Origin of the sequence: Aureimonas ureilytica (assembly GCF_001475935.1) — a bacterium.
Lineage (GTDB): Bacteria > Pseudomonadota > Alphaproteobacteria > Rhizobiales > Rhizobiaceae > Aureimonas > Aureimonas ureilytica_A.
This window is the reverse complement of sequence record NZ_LDQA01000022.1, coordinates 124,156-139,000: the sequence shown is the minus strand read 5'-3', so window position 1 is coordinate 139,000 and position 14,845 is coordinate 124,156. Positions and strand designations below refer to the sequence as shown.

Below are 14,845 nucleotides of genomic sequence, written 5' to 3'. Positions count from 1 at the left end.
GAACAGGCGACCAGCCAGATTTGGGGGAAGCGGATGTTTCTAAGCTGCGGCGATGCCTTGTTCGATGTGTTTGCCGGCGGCGATGAAGCCGATGTGGCGTCGATCTCGCTGAATGGCCGGATCGGAGGATCGCCCTTGAACGTCGCCCTCGGTCTGGCGCGCCTCGGCCATTCGACCGGCTATTTCACCAAGGTCTCGGGCGATCCGTTCGGCCGACGCATCCGCGCCTTCATGCAGCGCGAAGGAATTGCCCAAGACTTTCTGATCGACACCGATCGCAACACGACGCTCGCCATGGTCTCGTTGTCGAGCGCCGGGACGCCGCGCTACGACTTCTACATCGAAGGCACGGCCGACCGCTCCATCGAGCCGACGGAAGTCCCGACCTCGCTGCCGAATGAAATCGAGGCGATCCACCTCGCCTCCTACTCGACGGTAACGGAGCCGACCGCCAGCGCCCTCGCCCGGCTCGCGGCGCAGGAGCACGCGCGCCGCTTCATCTCCTACGATCCAAATATCCGAGCCAGCATTGAGCCCGATCTCGACATCTGGCGCTCGCGCATCGGCGCGACGGTGCCGCTTTCCGCGCTGGTCAAAGCCAGCGAGGAGGATCTGGAGCAAGTCTATCCCGGCCGCGCGGTCGAGACGGTTCTGGCGGACTGGCTGTCATCAGGCGCCTCGCTCGCGGTGGTGACGCTCGGCGAGCATGGAGCGATAGCCGCCAACCGCTCGGGGGTGACCGTCCGGGTGCCGGGCCGGTCCGTCGCGGTCGCCGACACGGTGGCCGCGGGCGATACGTTCCAGGCGGCTTTGCTGGCCGGGCTCAAGGAAGGCGGCAATCTGAGCGCCGAGGCCGCGGGATCGCTGGGCGAAGATGCCCTGACCGGACTTCTGGGTTTTGCGGTACGCGCCGCTGCCATCACCTGCTCGCGCCGGGGTGCCGACCTGCCGCGCCGGGCCGATCTGGACCTTCCGCCCCTCGATTGATGACAAGTTCTTAAGCCTGGAAAGGGCCGCGCGGTGGTCACCGCGCGGCCCTTTTTCATGTCCATCGTCCACAGAACGCAAAAAACCCGCCGCGACCAAAATCGCGGCGGGCTGAAAAGAAGACCAGCCTCCGAAAAGGCTGATCGACCAATCTTAGTTGAAGCGGAACGAAGCCTTGGCCCAGACCGTGTGGAAGTCGAGGTTGGACGAGGAGTCAGCGTTGAACGAGGTCTGCGTGACGCCGTTCGTGTAGGTGATCTTCGTGTCGGTCTTGCCGAGGTCGGTGTAGAGGTACTCGAGGCCGAGCGAGAAGTTCGGCGTGACGAGGTAGTCGACACCGGCGCCGACGGCGTAGCCGACGTCGTCCGAGTTCGAGTTGACGGTCGGGATGAAGCCGTTCGTCGCGCGGAGCGTGCCCGGAGCGAAGTACTTGGTCTCGGTGTCGGCGTAAGCCAGACCGCCCGTGGCGTACACGGCGAAGCGGTCAGCGGTCACGCCGAGCTTGGCGCGAACGGTGCCGACGAAGTTGATGTCGTTCGACAGGCCGAAGGTGTCGACGACGCCCGGAGCCGAAGTGATGTTGTAGGTCGAGTTCGACTTCGCGTCGATGTAGTTGATGTCGGCGACGGCACCAACCAGGAAGTTGTTGATCTGGTAGTCGTAGCCGATGTGCACGCCGCCGATGAAGGCTGCGTCGTTGCTGTCGCGCGAGTTACCCGAGAACTGGGTCGTCGTGAACGTGCCCGTGCCTGGGTTGTAGCGGACGTCGCCCGCGTCGCGGTTGAACGCAACACCGGCCTGGCCACCGACGTAGAAGCCGGTCCAGGAATACGCAGGAGCCAGAGCGACGACCGGCGCCGCGGGCTCTTCGTACACGACGTCAGCGGCCAGAGCCGGCGTCACGAAAGCGGTCGAAGCGAGAAGAAGGGCAAAGCGATTCATGTTCGATACTCCACTGTCGCCTTGGCGACGTTTAGTGCTGCCAAACCTTTCGGCTCGGAAGCTCAGACCCGATCGTTCGGGCTTGGGACGATTTATGGTTCGACACCGTGCCTGAACAATGGCACCATTTTCGATACCGACCGCTGTGTGGCCACCCGGCAACAGCCTGATGATCCGCCAGCAGCGTTCGAATGGAGATTTAAACCGACAATCTTAAGGTTCGTTTAACTGCGCGAATTGCCCCATCACCGCCAAACAACTGACGCAAAAGGGGTTTCCTTCCCCATGCCGCTCAGATCACGCTTTCGATCGAACGTAATGAAGAGTTGAAGGCTGACGCGGGGCTGAAATACGCCGCCTGCCGAGCGGAGTGGGTATTGCGGGGAAAACGGGGACGAACTCTTTTTTCTGAGTCGCCGTAGCCTTGCCGCTTTCGGCGCAGCCCAAGTCTGCCTTCCCCTCACCACTTTGTCGCCATCTTTGGCGAAAGAATCAAGCCTCGTCTGGGCTAGAATGCGTGGCTGACGCACAGGCGGAGCATAGGCCACGGATCTCGACCGCCGCATTTTCCAGCTTGAACCCTTGCCGCTGCGCCAGCGCCGCCAGCGCCGCGTCGAGGGTGGCGTCCGTCGCCTCGCTGACTTGGCCGCAGGTCTGGCAGATGGAAAAGATCGTCGCGTGGTGGTGGTCGCCGTGGTGATGGTTGCAGGCAACGAAGGCATTGAGGCTTTCGAGCCGGTGCACGAGATGGCGCTCGGACAGGGAGCGCAGCGCGCGGTAGACCTGCAAGGGCGCCTTCAAGCCATCGCCGCGCAGACGATCGAGAATTTGATAGGCCGTGTGCGGCCCGCTCTCGTCCCGCAGGACGGACAGGACGAGCGTTTCGTTGCGGGTCAGGCGGAGTTCGTCTTTCATGCCGCGACGGGCTCCATCGATGTCGAGGGATCGAAAGCGGAAGACCTTGGCCTCGAACGGAAAAAGGGCAGAGGGACGAAAAGTCCCCCTGCCCCTTCAGGTAACGATCCGATCGGCTCGACACAAGCCGACGCGGGGATCCGTCAGGCATAGAGATCCATCACTTCGGCCAGAAGCTTCAGCGCATCCTCGCGCGAGCGCTGGAAGGAGTTGCGACCGATGATCGAGCCATTGCCGCCGCCGTCGCGGATGGCACGGACTTCATCGAGCAATTCTTCGGTGTTCTTCGCAGCACCGCCCGAGAAGACCACGATGCGCTTGCCCGCGAAGGACGCCTGCATGATGTGACGCACGCGATCGGCCCCCGTTGTGACGGGAATGGCGTTCTTTTCGTAGGTGGACTTTGCCTCGGCGAGGTCGACGTGATCGGAGGGCAGCTTGACCTTGATGATGGTGGCTCCCAGCAGCGCGGCCATATGCGCGGCATAGGCGATGATATCGACGCCCGTTTCGCCGGCCTTGGTCACCTTGCCGCCGCGCGGATAGGACCAGACCACCGTCATCAAACCGCGCGATTTGGCCTGCAGCGTGATCTCGCGAAGCTCCTCCATCATGCCGTAGGACGCTTCGGCACCGGGATAGATCGTGAAGCCGACGCCGACGCAGCCAAGGCGCAGGGCATCTTCCACCGTGCCCGTCAGCGCCTGATCCTGGGCATTGACGAGCGAGTTGCCGCTGTTGAGCTTCAGGATCAGCGGAACCTCGCCGGCGAACGTGTCGGCGCCCTGCTCCAGAAGACCGAGCGGGGCGGCATAGCCCGAAACGCCCGACTCGATCGCCAGCTCATAGAGATAGTGGGGATCGTACGCGGCCGGATTGGGCGCGAAGGACCGCGCCGGACCGTGTTCGAAGCCCTGATCCACGGGCAGGATCACCAACCGCCCCGTGCCCGCCAGACGCCCATGCATGAGAAGGCGCGACAGGTTGGACTTCAGTCCCGGCGTCTCGCCCTCGTACCAGGACAAGATCTTGCGGACGGTTTCGGTTCTCAGCATGGTTTCCTCAATCCTCGCCAGCCGCTCGCTTCTCGGCGGCCCCGGTCCCGTATTAACGAGGTCTTTCGCAGCGTAAAGCCGTTCGCTCACGGCCCAACACATTAAAATCGTTTGAATTTTTCCAACGCTCCCGAGGCCGCCCCTGCAACCTCATGACTCGCTCCCGCGTTAAGACTTGTGATCATGGAGGGGCGAAGCGATGCGTGGGCAGATGATGTTCCCAACAGGATTCGGCTGCGATCCGACCGTGGCAAGCGGACAAGACCTTCCGGCCTATTCCGTGCCCCGCCCGCGCGAGGCGACGACGCCTCGACGCGCCCCCATTCAAGGCGCGGACATCCGCCTCATGGCGCAGGGTCGCGTTGCAAGCCGGCTGGAAGAAATCGAGGCGCAGCGCAGAACTTCCAGATCCGGCGGCATGGCGCCGGCTCTCTGGTCCTCTGCCGCCATTGGGCTTGTTCTGGCCGGAAGCCTTTATTTCCTGAACTATTTCTGATCGGGCGAAAGGGCATGCACCGACCGCCCCGTCACCGATTATTCGAGCCAACAAAAAAGGCGGGCCGAAGCCCGCCTTTCCTTTGTGAGCAAACGCCGCGCGCTCAGTCGCGATAGTAGCCGGCCAGACGATCGGTGCGGCCGACCGCGCCGCCCACAGCACCGACGATGAGGCCGAGCAGAAGGCCGACGAAAGCCACGAAAGCGCTTGTAGAAGCGGTTTCGGCAGCCTTGGTCGCGGCTTCGCGAGCTTGCGCGACGGCCTGGTCATACTGGCCTTGGAACTGGTTCAGGCGCTGCTCGGCTTCCTGTGTACTGATGCCAGCCTGCGAGGAGATGGCGTTGATGGCGCTCTGGCGCTGCTCAGGCGTCGCGTCGCGGCCAAGACCCTTGAAGATTTCCGTGACAGCCGCGCCCAGATCCTGCGTGCCGGCGGCCTGACGAGCGTTCTGCGCGGCCTGATTGGCCTCGTTCTGCACCTGATCGGCGGCCTGATTGGCCTGCTGCTGGCCGCGCGCCAGAAGCTGCTGCGCCTGCTGGCGAAGCTGCGGCGGCAGCGAGTCCAGCGAATTGGGAACAACCGCCCCAGCGGCCTGACCGATGGAGGAGATCGTGGAGCCGAGCGCGCCGAACGTGTTGGAGATCAGTGCGGATGCGCCGCTCGTCAGGAGATACACGATCACCAGCGTCGAGGTCGCCCAGGTCGTGATGCCGTGCAGGGCCGCGTCGCGGCGCATAGTGGAACCGGCAAAGCGCGCAGCCGCGTAGCCCCCGACGAAGGTCGCGATCAGGACAGTCAGCGCGGTCCAGATGCCACCGACCGACGAGAAGGAGGCAAGCGAAGGCGTATCGCCGGACATCGGGTCGATCGATGCAAGGCCGATGCCCAATCCCAGAAGGGCCAGCATGATCTGGACGACGAGCGTCAGAATCGTGCCGGCGATGATGGCGCCCCACGAGATGCGACGAATTCCCACGCCCGCGACAGCGCCGCGATCCACAATATCGACCATATCTTCACTCCAAACTCGGGTGGCGCATCGCGCTCACGAAAGGCGGGCCTCGGACGAGGCACCATGGTCTAGGTAAATGGTCGGCCACGACACTCTTCCAGATGTGCCGTGCGCTTTTTCTTGTGCACGAACGAAATGCGACGCGGTGACTTCGATCCGGACTCGCCCGCCCATCACTTGGTGAAGGTGATCGTAAGTTTTACTTTGATTTCCTGACATGTGCTGACTCCAGCCGGCGCTTTCAGCCAGACCTGTCGCGACGCCCCGCGCCCATTTGCTTGTCGAAGCGAGTTGACGCTTTTCGTTCCGCGCTCCAATCCATGAGACTTGTCTGGATGGAGCCCCATGCCGCGCAGCGCCTTTCTCGAACGTCTCCATGGCTGGCTGGCCGGCACCGATCCCGGCCTGGTGCGCCTTCGTATGGCCGGCCGCGTGACGCTGACGCTCGTCTTCGTCGGCCTGTCGCTGACGTTGCTGAATCTCGTTCTGCCATTGCCCGTCATCAGCTTCGCGATCGGTCTCATTCTGGCGTTGCAGAATGCCATTGCGATCAAGGATCGCAGCGCCGTCGGACGCGCCCGGACCCGCGTTCTGTGCGCTGTAGCCGGTCTCGGAGTGCTGGTGCCCATTGCTCTTGTCGGTCAACGCTCCGGCCTTCTGGACGGCTTCTTTCTCCTCGTGACCTTCGCGGCGGTCTATGCCCGCAAATGGGGGCTGCGCTGGAATGCGGCGGGCATGTTCGCCTTCATGGCCTGCTTCGTCGGCATCTATTTCCACGCCGCCGTTTCCGATCTGCCGACGATCGCTCTCGCCCTTTTGCTTTGCGGCGGCGTGGCGCATCTGGTGCGGGAGATCCTGCTGCCGGATCGGCCCGCCTTCGATTTCGCCCAGACGCTGCGGGCCGTGGAAGAGCGCATCGGAACGCTGGTCTCGCGCATCCGCGCGGGCAAGCGCGCCGGCTGGCCGGAGGAGGCCCGCCGCGCCGCCATCGCGGCGGAAGGCCAGGTCAGAAGCGCCATCGCCATCGCGGAAGGACTCCTGCCCGACGACGCCAGCGGCGCCGAGCGCCAGACGCCGGCCGCCGTCCTTGCCATCAAGCTCTTCGACCTGCATCTGGCGACCGAAACGACGCTCGCAGCGGCCCTCGACACGGAGGCGGACGCGTCATCCTATGAAAGCCGTCTGGCCGGCACGCTGGACCGACTGGCCAAGGCGCGGCTCCAGCTCCGGCGCTCGGCGGACGGGCTCGATGAGCACCAGCTCGAAGGACCGGGGCTTGCGCTGCCGAGCGCGGCGCAGACACCCGTTCCATGGCACCGCCAGCCCTCCTTTCGCTTGGCGCTCCAGGTGACGCTCGCCTGCGCCCTCGCCATGGCGGGCGGGCTCTGGGTTTCGGAACAGCGCTGGTTCTGGGCTGTCCTCACGGCCTTTCTGGTGTTCGTCAACACGCAGTCGCGCGGCGACGCGCTTCTGCGCAGCGTCGATCGGGCGATCGGCACGGGGGTGGGAATCGTCGTCGGCATTCTGGTGGCGACGCTCCTGCATGGGAGCTTCGCCCTGCCGCTCGGCCTCATCGTGCTCTGCGTGTTTCTGGCCTTCTATTTCGTCCAGGTCTCCTACGGCGCGCTGACCTTCTTCGTCACCGTGGCGCTGTCTTTGGTTTACGGGCTTCTCGGCAGCTTCTCGCCCGACCTTCTCGTCCTGCGCCTCAAGGAAACGCTGGTCGGCGCGCTGGCGGGAATGCTCGTGTCCTTTTTCGTCTTCCCGACGCGCACGGAGAATATTTCGCGGCGCGGCGTCGACAGTTTCCTCGCCGAACTCGATCGCCTTCTGGAGACGATTCTCGAAAATCGGCGGGGCAATGCCTCATCATGGAAGGTTCTAGCCGTGACACGCGCGCTCGACCGGCGTCATACCGAGATCGTGACCATCGCGCGCCCGCTCGAAAGCGGCTGGATTTCCGCGCCCCGGCGCAAGCTCGTGCGCCTTGGCCTTCTGCGGCTGGCCGCGCTTGCCTACTGGGCCCATCGCCTCGCCAGCACCGCCGACATGCCTCGAAGCGCGGATGCTCAAGAGCCGGACGCGGAGGAGTTCGACCGGTCGATCGCCCGGTGCCGAGCCGATATCGCAACGCTGCGCTCGGGCGTCGGGCACTTCTTTCGCCACTCCACGACGCCAGCCCTCACACCGACCGATTGGGTTTCGGCCAGCCGTGACCTGGACGCACCCGATGCAGCGCTTGCGCTTCATGCGCTGCGCCATATCCTCCATCAGGCGACCGCCGATGCCGCCGGCGGATCGACCCGTTCCGCCATCGCCCCCTGAGGCCGATGGAACGTATGGCGCTCGACAGGTGCCCGGGCTTCTGATATGGAAGCCGCCACGATCACGGGAAGGATGCTTCCCGCGGGAGACCCGGCGCGTTCCGCACCGTCTCCACGCAACCCTTTGGACCCTTGGAAACGGATCATTCTGTGCAGGTACTCGTTCGCGACAACAACGTCGATCAGGCTCTCCGCGCTCTCAAGAAGAAGCTTCAGCGGGAAGGCGTCTTCCGTGAAATGAAGATGCGCAACTTCTACGAGAAGCCCTCGGAGAAGCGCGTTCGTGAGAAGGCCGAGGCGGTTCGTCGCGCTCGCAAGCTGGCCCGCAAGCAGGCCCAGCGCGAGGGTCTCGTCGCTGGTGGCCGCGCCAAGCCGGCCGCGGCTCGCTGAGCGCATCGCTCAGTTCTAGAACTGGATCGGGGCGGTGCAGCTATCGGCTGCGTCGCCCTTTTCGTTTATGTGTCGGCGCTGCGAGCTATGATCTTGGAGGCGCTCGGCATCGCGCATCGACCAAAGAGCGAGTCGGCCCGCTCGGATCGGCCATGGCTCCGCCCCGTGCCGCAATGACGCGTTCGGATGTTGCGATCCTGTCTTGAAATAGCAGGCTCGCAAGGCATATCGAAAAAGTCTGTCTTGGACGATCTCCAGCGGTGCGGACGGATAGAGCAGACATTTCGAAGGGTCGAGACATCGGCCTCAGGTAAGCTTGCCTCTTTATTCTGACGCGCCGGCCCGCGCCCCTCGACAGGAGCGAGCCTCATGCCCCAGGAGGCCGAATTCGTTCGACCTCGATCGCCGTGCCTTGAAGGAAGTCGCCGCGTGCTCACCATGACGAAGACTCACCGGACGTCAGTCCGCTCCGCCGCCGCCTTCATCCGCACGCGCGGTCTGGTCCTGGCTGCCGCCGGCCTCGCTCTTTCGGCGTGCCAGACCGGCCCCGCCCTTCAATCCATCGCGCTGGATCAGGCGCAGGGCTCGTCCGAGAATCTCTCGTCGCTGACGGCCGCCGTGAACGCCAACCCGAGCAATCCCGAGACCTACAATGTTCGCGGCATCGCCTATGGTCGCTCGGGCGACAATGATCGCGCGATCAAGGATTTCTCGACCGCGATCCAGCTCGATCCGAATTTCTATCAGGCCTATGCGAACCGGGCGCTCGTGCTGCGCCAGATGAACAAGAATGTGGAAGCGGTGGCGGACTATAACCGCGCGCTTCAGATCAACCCGAAATATGACACGGCCTATATCGGCCGTGGCAATATCTACCGTGTCGCCAATCGCAACCGCGAAGCGCTGGCCGACTTTCAGCGCGCCATCGACCTGAACACGACCGATCCGCGCGCCTATCATAATCGCGGCCTGCTCTACCAACTGGACGGGCAGCACCGTCAGGCGATCGAGGACTTCTCGACGGCCATCTCGATGGATGCGAACGCGCCCGAGCCCTATTCCGGCCGCGCCGTGTCCTATCTGGCACTGAACAATGTCGATGACGCGGCCGACGACATCAATCGCGCCATTCTGCTCGACGGCAAGCGCGCCGAATTCTGGGCCAATCAGGGCCTCGTTCTGGAAGCGCGCGGCGACAAGGCCAAGGCCTATCGCTCCTTCGCCCATGCCGCGCAGTTGGACCCGAACTACCAGCCAGCCAAGGACGGCGTGGCGCGCACGCGCGGTTCCGCCGGTTCCTGAGCTGATCATCACCCAATCCGCCGCCGCGCTCACGGGCCGGCGGCGGTTTGAGCGCTTCTTTCGTTCGATCGCGCGCGACTTCACATCCGCCCGACGATGTTAATCTTTGTGAATGGAATTTAACGGGTCGCGGAAACCGATCCCGCGCGACGATGGTTATTGCGACATCCTGTGTCATCACGATGAGTATCGCAGACCATGAAACTCCCTCTCACCGCCGCCCTCGGCGCGCTCGCGCTGGCCGCTTCCATCGTTCCCGCTTCCGCCGGCGCCAAGATTGGCACCCTGACCTGCCGGAGCAACGGCACGATCAATCAGATCGTCACCTCCTCGGAGACGGTGCTGTGCACCTACGCGCCTCTGGGTCGCTGGACACCCACTGAGACCTATGTCGGCACACTCGACACTTATGGCATCGATCTCGGCATTACAGGTCGCACGAGGATGGTCTGGTCGGTTCTGGCCGCCAGCTTCACCGAAGGCGAGCCGCAGTCGCTGGCCGGCCGCTATTACGGCACCAGCGTCGATGCGTCCTTCGCGGTGGGCGTCGGCGGCAAATCGCTGATCGGCGGTCCGGATCGCGGCTTCACTCTGCAGCCGACCAGCCTTCAGATCCAGGAAGGCGTGAACGCCACGCTCGGCGTGGCGCGGCTGACCCTCGAGGAAGCCGCTCCCGCAGGCGCCGTCTACAAGCCGTGAACCTCGACACAAAAAAGCCCCGCATCGTCTGCGGGGCTTTTTTCATGGCTGGAGACGCACTCGCCTAATGCGTCATGGAGACTTCGTCGCCTTTGAGAACGGCGAAATGCGCCACGACCATCACGATCACGACGCTGAGCACGCTCATGATCACACCCGCACCGACGATCAGCCCCATCAACATGCCGACGAGAATCGCAATCACGGCAGCAGAGCCGTATTTCACGAGCCAGAGAAAGCCGGCATAGGTGCGCTGGTGCTCCCGATAGTCCATCTCCGCACCCTTGCCGGGTTCGTATCCCGCCTCTTGCGCCATCATCGCCTCCCTCGAACTGTTCGCCTGCCGTCATGAATAGCTAAAAGGCGGGAAACGGGCAATCGACGCCCCGCCTCCACCTGTGAAAACGGAGCGCCCATGGGACGCTCCGCACCAGTCTCACAAGTCTTAGCCGCGCGTGTCAGGCGGCCTGACGCTTCTCGTGTCGACCTTCCTCGACCTCTTCGATGATCTTCGCGACGAAGGCGTCGAGATCGCCGGGGTTGCGCGAGGTGATGAGGGCCTGATCGGTCACCACCGTCTCGTCATGCCAGCGGCCGCCGGCGTTCACGACATCGGTCTTGATCGACTTGAAGGACGTGACATTGCGCCCCTCGATCACGCCCGCCTCGATGAGAAGCCAGGGCGCATGGCAAATCGCGGCCAGCGTCTTCTTGGAATTGTAGAAATCGCGCACGAAGGAGACGGCGGCTTCCTCGGCGCGCAGCTTGTCGGGGTTGATCTGGCCGCCGGGAAGAACGAGCGCATCATAGTCGGAGACGCTGACTTCCGACAGGAGTTTGTCGACGGGAACGCTCTGCCCCCAGTCCGTCTCGTCCCAGCCCTTGATCTCGCCGCCCTTGAGGGACACGACGTGAACGCTGGCGCCAGCCGCCTTGAGCTTCTCCAGCGGCACCATCAGCTCGGACTGCTCGAATCCATCGGTGGCGAGAATGGCGATCTTGGCCTGTTGAATGCTTGGCATTTGATAGTCCTCTTTCGGGTATCGGCTGCGGCGCGGCACCCCTGAGGGTCGCCTGCGCCGTCCGGCCGTTCGAGGAACTAACGGGGTCGATTCAGGATGGTTCCTCCGCGCCGGGATCGGCGGGACCCGATTGTTTGGACGCGATTACATCGCGATCCGCACCCTAGAAGGCATCCGCTTCAACTTCGGCATCGATCGCGGCGGCGGCGATCGAATAGGGAAAGCCGGCGCGCATCAGCGCCGCAATGTCCTTGTCCCTACGCTCGGCGCGGTCCCTCAAGCGGTGCGGCCCCAGGCGTCGTCGCTTGGCGAGCGCGCGCGCCGCGCTCTCTTCGTCCGTCTCGTCGGCCTCCAGAACGGCCGCGACGGTTTCGCGATCGACGCCCTTTTCGCTGAGCTTCAGGGCGCTGTGCCGGCGCGACGATCCGCGCCGCCGGAGGCTCGCGAGCTTCGCCTCGGCAAAGCTGCGATCGTCCAGAAGCTTGAGTTCGACAAAGCGCGCGACCGTCTCGTCCACCAGCCCGGCGAACTCGCCCGGCTCCTCGCCGCGCAGCATGGCCCGGCGCATGACCTTGCGCTCCAAGACGCGCTTCAGATGCGCCGTCGAGGCGGCGTAGCGCTCCAGATAGTGGGCGGCGGCCCGAAACAGCCAGTCGGCTGTGATGGGCCTCGGCGGCTTGGGCTCTTCGGTCGGGCTCGGTCGGCGCATGGAGTGAATCTATAGGGTCGGCCCGTTGCACCACCAAGGGCGCTTGACGCGAAAAGGCCAATCCCGAAGGACTGGCCTTTCGACACGTTCAGGATGGAAGCTCAGGCGGCGTAGGCGAGGCCCGGCTGGACGCGATGATCCGTCTCGATCCCGATCGGCCCGCCGAGCAGGCCGACCTCATGGGCGAGCTGCGCGGCTTCGGCGCGGGCGCGGTCGAGGCCGGACACATGCTCCTCGCCCAGCGTGAACAGCGTGCCGCCGTGGTAGAACGGCGCTTCATAGGCCGCACGATGCACCAGACCGACGTCGAGGCGCGGCGTTTCGGACCGCTCGATCATGGTCTCGATGGCGCGGGCGACGCGGCTCGGAATGGTGGTCACGGCGCTGGCGACGAAGGCCCAGTCGCGGTCGCGGCGGCCCTTGCCCGCTTCCAGGCGCAGAAGGCGATCCGTGGCGAGCGCGGCATAGGCCGAGAGCGGCGAGAAGCGGACCGGGATCAGCGCACGGTCGGACAGGCGCGCACCGGCGCGCAGAAGGTCCGGATTGTCGCCCGCATCGATAATGGCGATCTCGCCCCGGCGGCGCGCGGCGCGCACGAGGCGCTCCAGCGACATTTCATCGTCGGCGACCTCGACCGTGCAGCGCGAGGGACGCCCCTCCTTCGCTGCCCAATCGACGAGATCCTTGTCGCGGGCCGCGTCGATCAGCACGACGGGAATGTCGGCGGCATTGGCGACGCTGGCCAGCGTCAGGGCGAGCGTGGAGGAACCGGAGGTTTTCAGGGAACCGATGGAGAGAACAGGGATCATGCCAGGTCTTTCGCAAGGCGCGCGGGGGCTTTCGCCGCCAAGGTGCCGTGGCGTCGCGCGGGAAGAAGGAAACGGGTTCGTCAAGGGAGCGGCGGGGGGAGCCAGCCGTTAAGCAATTCGCAAGATTAATTAAAAATGCAGATGGTTAACGAGACCTTAACGCGGCGGCCCACCCCCGGCCTGCAACTGACGCCGGGCTTGCAGAGGCTGCGAGGCTTATGCCATGCGACAGGTTCGGAGCCCGTGAGGGGTCCATTTCATCAGGAGAGATAGGTTCGATGGGCGCGACAGGGCTTCTCGTGGCGGTGCCGGCCGATGTCAGAGAGTTCGAGAACTACCACTGGCACGCGAGCCCCAGCACCTATCTTGCCGCCATCCGCAAGGTCGCGGGCGCGGTGCCGGTGATCGTGCCGGCGCTGCTAGATGAGAGTGATCTCGACATCCTGTTCGAGCGGATCGATGGCGTACTCGTCACCGGCTCGGCCTCCAACGTCCATCCCGCGCTTTATGGCGTCGAGCCTAGTACCTCGCATGAGCCGTTCGACCGGGAGCGGGATCGCCTGTCCCTCACCATGATCCACCGCGCTCTCCAAACTGGCGTCCCGCTTCTGGCGATTTGCCGCGGGCATCAGGAGTTGAACGTGGCGCTGGGCGGTTCGCTCGCGACCGAGATTCAAGATGGCGAAGGCCGGATGGATCATCGCGCGCCGGAGCATCCCGAGCAGGCCGGCCGCTTCGCATTGCGCCATCCGGTCCGCCCGGAAGAGGGAGGCCGGCTGGCGGCTCTGGTGGGGAATGAGCCCTTCCCCGTCAATTCGCTGCATCGCCAAGCGATCGACCGACTGGCGGACGGGCTCGCGGTCGAGGCGCGGGCGGCGGATGGAACCGTCGAGGCGGTGTCCGTTCCCTCGGCGCGCGGCTTCGCCCTCGGTGTCCAGTGGCACCCGGAATATTGGGCGGAGACGGACGGACCGTCCCGCGCGATCTTCGAGGCTTTCGCGGCCGCGTGTCGCGAGCGCCGGGACGCACGCGCCGCCGGTTAACGTGGCAGCTTGAGCGGCCTCAGGCGAGTGAAGCGAAGAACAGGCCGAAGCCGAGCGAAACGAGCAGCAGCGCGCCCGAGAGTTCGAGAAGGGCGCGCAAGGGGCGAAGGCGCGACGCGCCCTCACTCAGCCGCAACACGAAATCCTTCGCGCCGACCGCAAGGGCTGCCAGGGCGGATACCGTGATGGCGGTGCCGAAGGCCATGGCGAAAACCGACAGAAGACCCGAGCCGTAGAGTCCGTTCAGGAGCGCGAAGGTCAGAACCACGATCGCGCCCGAGCAGGGTCGCAGGCCAACGGCCACCACCGCCGCCAAGGCCGAGCGCCAGGAGAACCCCTTGCCGCCGAGTTCGCTGGCCGAGAGAATATGCGGCCGGCCGCAGTCGCACGCATCGCCCGCCGCGTCGTCGCAGACATCCGAGCCATAGGCGCCGGAGGCGCGCGGCAGCAGCTTCGACCCGCCTCGCGTGCGGTCGGTGAAGGTGCCCGCGCCCGCGAAGGCCAGACCCTGCGGTCCGCTTTGCGGCGCGCGCCAGACGAGCGGCACAGCGGGAAGACGGCGCAGAAGGGCATGGCCCTTGCGCAGGACCAGCCAGATGCCGATGGCGGCGACGCCGAGATAGGACATCAGCTCAAGACCGAAGGCGGCTTGCGTCATCGACAGCGAGGTGCCTCGCAAAACCATCCATCCGAACAGGACGATCACAGCGGCAGACAAGGCCTGCGCCAAGGCCGAAGCGAAGGACAGCGCGATACCGCGCCGAAGCTCCACCTCGTTGGCCAGCATATAGGACGAGATCACGGCCTTTCCGTGCCCCGGACCGGCCGCGTGGAAGATGCCATAGATGAAGGACAGGCCGACCAGCCAGCCGAAGCCGCCCTGCCCGTCTCGGATCGCGACCAGCGCATGGCGCAAGTCCACGAAGAAGCCGCGCTGGATGCGCAGGATTTCCATCATGAGGCCGGCAAAGGGCCCGCTTGGCGTCGCCGTCACCTCGGCATTGCCGATGCCGAGCGAGGATTGCGCGAGGGCCGCGCCTGTCAGAAGGGACAGACAGAGGAGCGTGGGTCCGGCGAGGCGCAAGGGCGAACGCATGGTCGGGCCTTTCGAATGCGACGAGCGGTCTGTAGCAGGGGAAT

16 protein-coding genes are annotated in these 14,845 nt (G+C 64.8%); 7 read left to right on the top strand and 9 right to left on the bottom strand.

Going from position 1 to position 14,845, the window contains the following annotated elements; translation table 11 throughout:
* The first annotated feature begins 33 nt into the window (after positions 1-33).
* Positions 34-987, top strand: a complete 954-nt coding sequence (locus tag NS365_RS10335; RefSeq protein WP_058600201.1) for a carbohydrate kinase family protein — start codon at positions 34-36, stop codon at positions 985-987.
* Between the two features lie 153 nt (positions 988-1,140).
* Here the strand turns inward: NS365_RS10335 and NS365_RS10330 are convergent, their stop codons facing one another.
* From NS365_RS10330 to NS365_RS10320, 3 genes are all read right to left on the bottom strand, one after another.
* Entirely contained in the window at positions 1,141-1,929 is a 789-nt protein-coding gene (locus NS365_RS10330; protein ID WP_058600200.1) for an outer membrane protein, read from the bottom strand.
* Positions 1,930-2,421: 492 nt separating this feature from the next.
* Entirely contained in the window at positions 2,422-2,844 is a 423-nt protein-coding gene (locus NS365_RS10325) for a Fur family transcriptional regulator (RefSeq protein ID WP_058600199.1), read from the bottom strand.
* A 143-nt stretch (positions 2,845-2,987) separates the two neighbouring features.
* Positions 2,988-3,899: a class I fructose-bisphosphate aldolase gene (locus tag NS365_RS10320; protein WP_058600198.1), complete on the bottom strand. Its 912-nt coding sequence runs from the start codon at positions 3,897-3,899 to the stop codon at positions 2,988-2,990.
* Between the two features lie 211 nt (positions 3,900-4,110).
* Between NS365_RS10320 and NS365_RS10315 the strand changes: the two genes are divergently transcribed.
* Entirely contained in the window at positions 4,111-4,395 is a 285-nt protein-coding gene (locus NS365_RS10315; protein WP_153003721.1) for a hypothetical protein, read from the top strand.
* 103 nt (positions 4,396-4,498) lie between these two features.
* Here NS365_RS10315 and NS365_RS10310 read toward each other — a convergent pair whose 3' ends face one another.
* Positions 4,499-5,407: a hypothetical protein gene (locus tag NS365_RS10310; RefSeq protein WP_058600196.1), complete on the bottom strand. Its 909-nt coding sequence runs from the start codon at positions 5,405-5,407 to the stop codon at positions 4,499-4,501.
* Positions 5,408-5,752: 345 nt separating this feature from the next.
* Between NS365_RS10310 and NS365_RS10305 the strand changes: the two genes are divergently transcribed.
* The 4 genes from NS365_RS10305 (at position 5,753) to NS365_RS10290 (ending at position 10,122) form a co-directional block, all read left to right on the top strand.
* A complete protein-coding gene (locus tag NS365_RS10305; RefSeq protein WP_058600195.1) occupies positions 5,753-7,732 on the top strand; it encodes an FUSC family protein in 1,980 nt (659 codons plus the stop codon).
* Positions 7,733-7,881: 149 nt separating this feature from the next.
* Entirely contained in the window at positions 7,882-8,121 is a 240-nt protein-coding gene (rpsU, locus tag NS365_RS10300; protein ID WP_026358568.1) for a 30S ribosomal protein S21, read from the top strand.
* Positions 8,122-8,559: 438 nt separating this feature from the next.
* Positions 8,560-9,423, top strand: a complete 864-nt coding sequence (locus tag NS365_RS10295) for a tetratricopeptide repeat protein (protein ID WP_058600287.1) — start codon at positions 8,560-8,562, stop codon at positions 9,421-9,423.
* A 198-nt stretch (positions 9,424-9,621) separates the two neighbouring features.
* Positions 9,622-10,122 carry a DUF992 domain-containing protein gene (locus NS365_RS10290; protein ID WP_058600194.1) on the top strand — a complete coding sequence of 167 codons (501 nt, stop codon included), beginning with the start codon at positions 9,622-9,624 and terminating at the stop codon, positions 10,120-10,122.
* Between the two features lie 64 nt (positions 10,123-10,186).
* On the opposite strand, the gene NS365_RS10285 is transcribed toward NS365_RS10290, so the two are convergent.
* From NS365_RS10285 to NS365_RS10270, 4 genes are all read right to left on the bottom strand, one after another.
* A complete protein-coding gene (locus NS365_RS10285) occupies positions 10,187-10,441 on the bottom strand; it encodes an aa3-type cytochrome c oxidase subunit IV (RefSeq protein ID WP_058600193.1) in 255 nt (84 codons plus the stop codon).
* A 139-nt stretch (positions 10,442-10,580) separates the two neighbouring features.
* A complete protein-coding gene (locus tag NS365_RS10280; protein WP_058600192.1) occupies positions 10,581-11,144 on the bottom strand; it encodes a type 1 glutamine amidotransferase domain-containing protein in 564 nt (187 codons plus the stop codon).
* Between the two features lie 163 nt (positions 11,145-11,307).
* Complete coding sequence (locus tag NS365_RS10275; RefSeq protein ID WP_058600191.1) at positions 11,308-11,853, bottom strand: regulatory protein RecX; 546 nt, start codon at positions 11,851-11,853, stop codon at positions 11,308-11,310.
* Between the two features lie 101 nt (positions 11,854-11,954).
* Complete coding sequence (locus NS365_RS10270) at positions 11,955-12,662, bottom strand: hypothetical protein (RefSeq protein ID WP_058600190.1); 708 nt, start codon at positions 12,660-12,662, stop codon at positions 11,955-11,957.
* Between the two features lie 278 nt (positions 12,663-12,940).
* Between NS365_RS10270 and NS365_RS10265 the strand changes: the two genes are divergently transcribed.
* The gene (locus tag NS365_RS10265; protein WP_058600189.1) at positions 12,941-13,705 is read left to right on the top strand and encodes a gamma-glutamyl-gamma-aminobutyrate hydrolase family protein; all 765 of its coding nucleotides are present in this window, start codon (positions 12,941-12,943) and stop codon (positions 13,703-13,705) included.
* 19 nt (positions 13,706-13,724) lie between these two features.
* Here the strand turns inward: NS365_RS10265 and NS365_RS10260 are convergent, their stop codons facing one another.
* Positions 13,725-14,801, bottom strand: coding sequence for a nickel/cobalt transporter (locus NS365_RS10260; RefSeq protein WP_058600188.1), 1,077 nt, complete (start codon positions 14,799-14,801; stop codon positions 13,725-13,727).
* Positions 14,802-14,845 lie beyond the last annotated feature (44 nt).

Coding starts and splice junctions, on each gene's coding strand:
- NS365_RS10270 (WP_058600190.1), bottom strand. CDS start 12,662: ATGATCCCTGTTCTCTCCATCGGTTCCCTGAAAACCTCCGGTTCCTCC.
- NS365_RS10280 (WP_058600192.1), bottom strand. CDS start 11,144: ATGCCAAGCATTCAACAGGCCAAGATCGCCATTCTCGCCACCGATGGA.
- NS365_RS10320 (WP_058600198.1), bottom strand. CDS start 3,899: ATGCTGAGAACCGAAACCGTCCGCAAGATCTTGTCCTGGTACGAGGGC.
- NS365_RS10325 (WP_058600199.1), bottom strand. CDS start 2,844: ATGAAAGACGAACTCCGCCTGACCCGCAACGAAACGCTCGTCCTGTCC.
- NS365_RS10290 (WP_058600194.1), top strand. CDS start 9,622: ATGAAACTCCCTCTCACCGCCGCCCTCGGCGCGCTCGCGCTGGCCGCT.
- NS365_RS10305 (WP_058600195.1), top strand. CDS start 5,753: ATGCCGCGCAGCGCCTTTCTCGAACGTCTCCATGGCTGGCTGGCCGGC.
- NS365_RS10330 (WP_058600200.1), bottom strand. CDS start 1,929: ATGAATCGCTTTGCCCTTCTTCTCGCTTCGACCGCTTTCGTGACGCCG.
- NS365_RS10335 (WP_058600201.1), top strand. CDS start 34: ATGTTTCTAAGCTGCGGCGATGCCTTGTTCGATGTGTTTGCCGGCGGC.
- NS365_RS10315 (WP_153003721.1), top strand. CDS start 4,111: ATGATGTTCCCAACAGGATTCGGCTGCGATCCGACCGTGGCAAGCGGA.
- NS365_RS10275 (WP_058600191.1), bottom strand. CDS start 11,853: ATGCGCCGACCGAGCCCGACCGAAGAGCCCAAGCCGCCGAGGCCCATC.
- NS365_RS10310 (WP_058600196.1), bottom strand. CDS start 5,407: ATGGTCGATATTGTGGATCGCGGCGCTGTCGCGGGCGTGGGAATTCGT.
- NS365_RS10265 (WP_058600189.1), top strand. CDS start 12,941: ATGGGCGCGACAGGGCTTCTCGTGGCGGTGCCGGCCGATGTCAGAGAG.
- NS365_RS10285 (WP_058600193.1), bottom strand. CDS start 10,441: ATGATGGCGCAAGAGGCGGGATACGAACCCGGCAAGGGTGCGGAGATG.
- NS365_RS10260 (WP_058600188.1), bottom strand. CDS start 14,801: ATGCGTTCGCCCTTGCGCCTCGCCGGACCCACGCTCCTCTGTCTGTCC.
- NS365_RS10295 (WP_058600287.1), top strand. CDS start 8,560: ATGACGAAGACTCACCGGACGTCAGTCCGCTCCGCCGCCGCCTTCATC.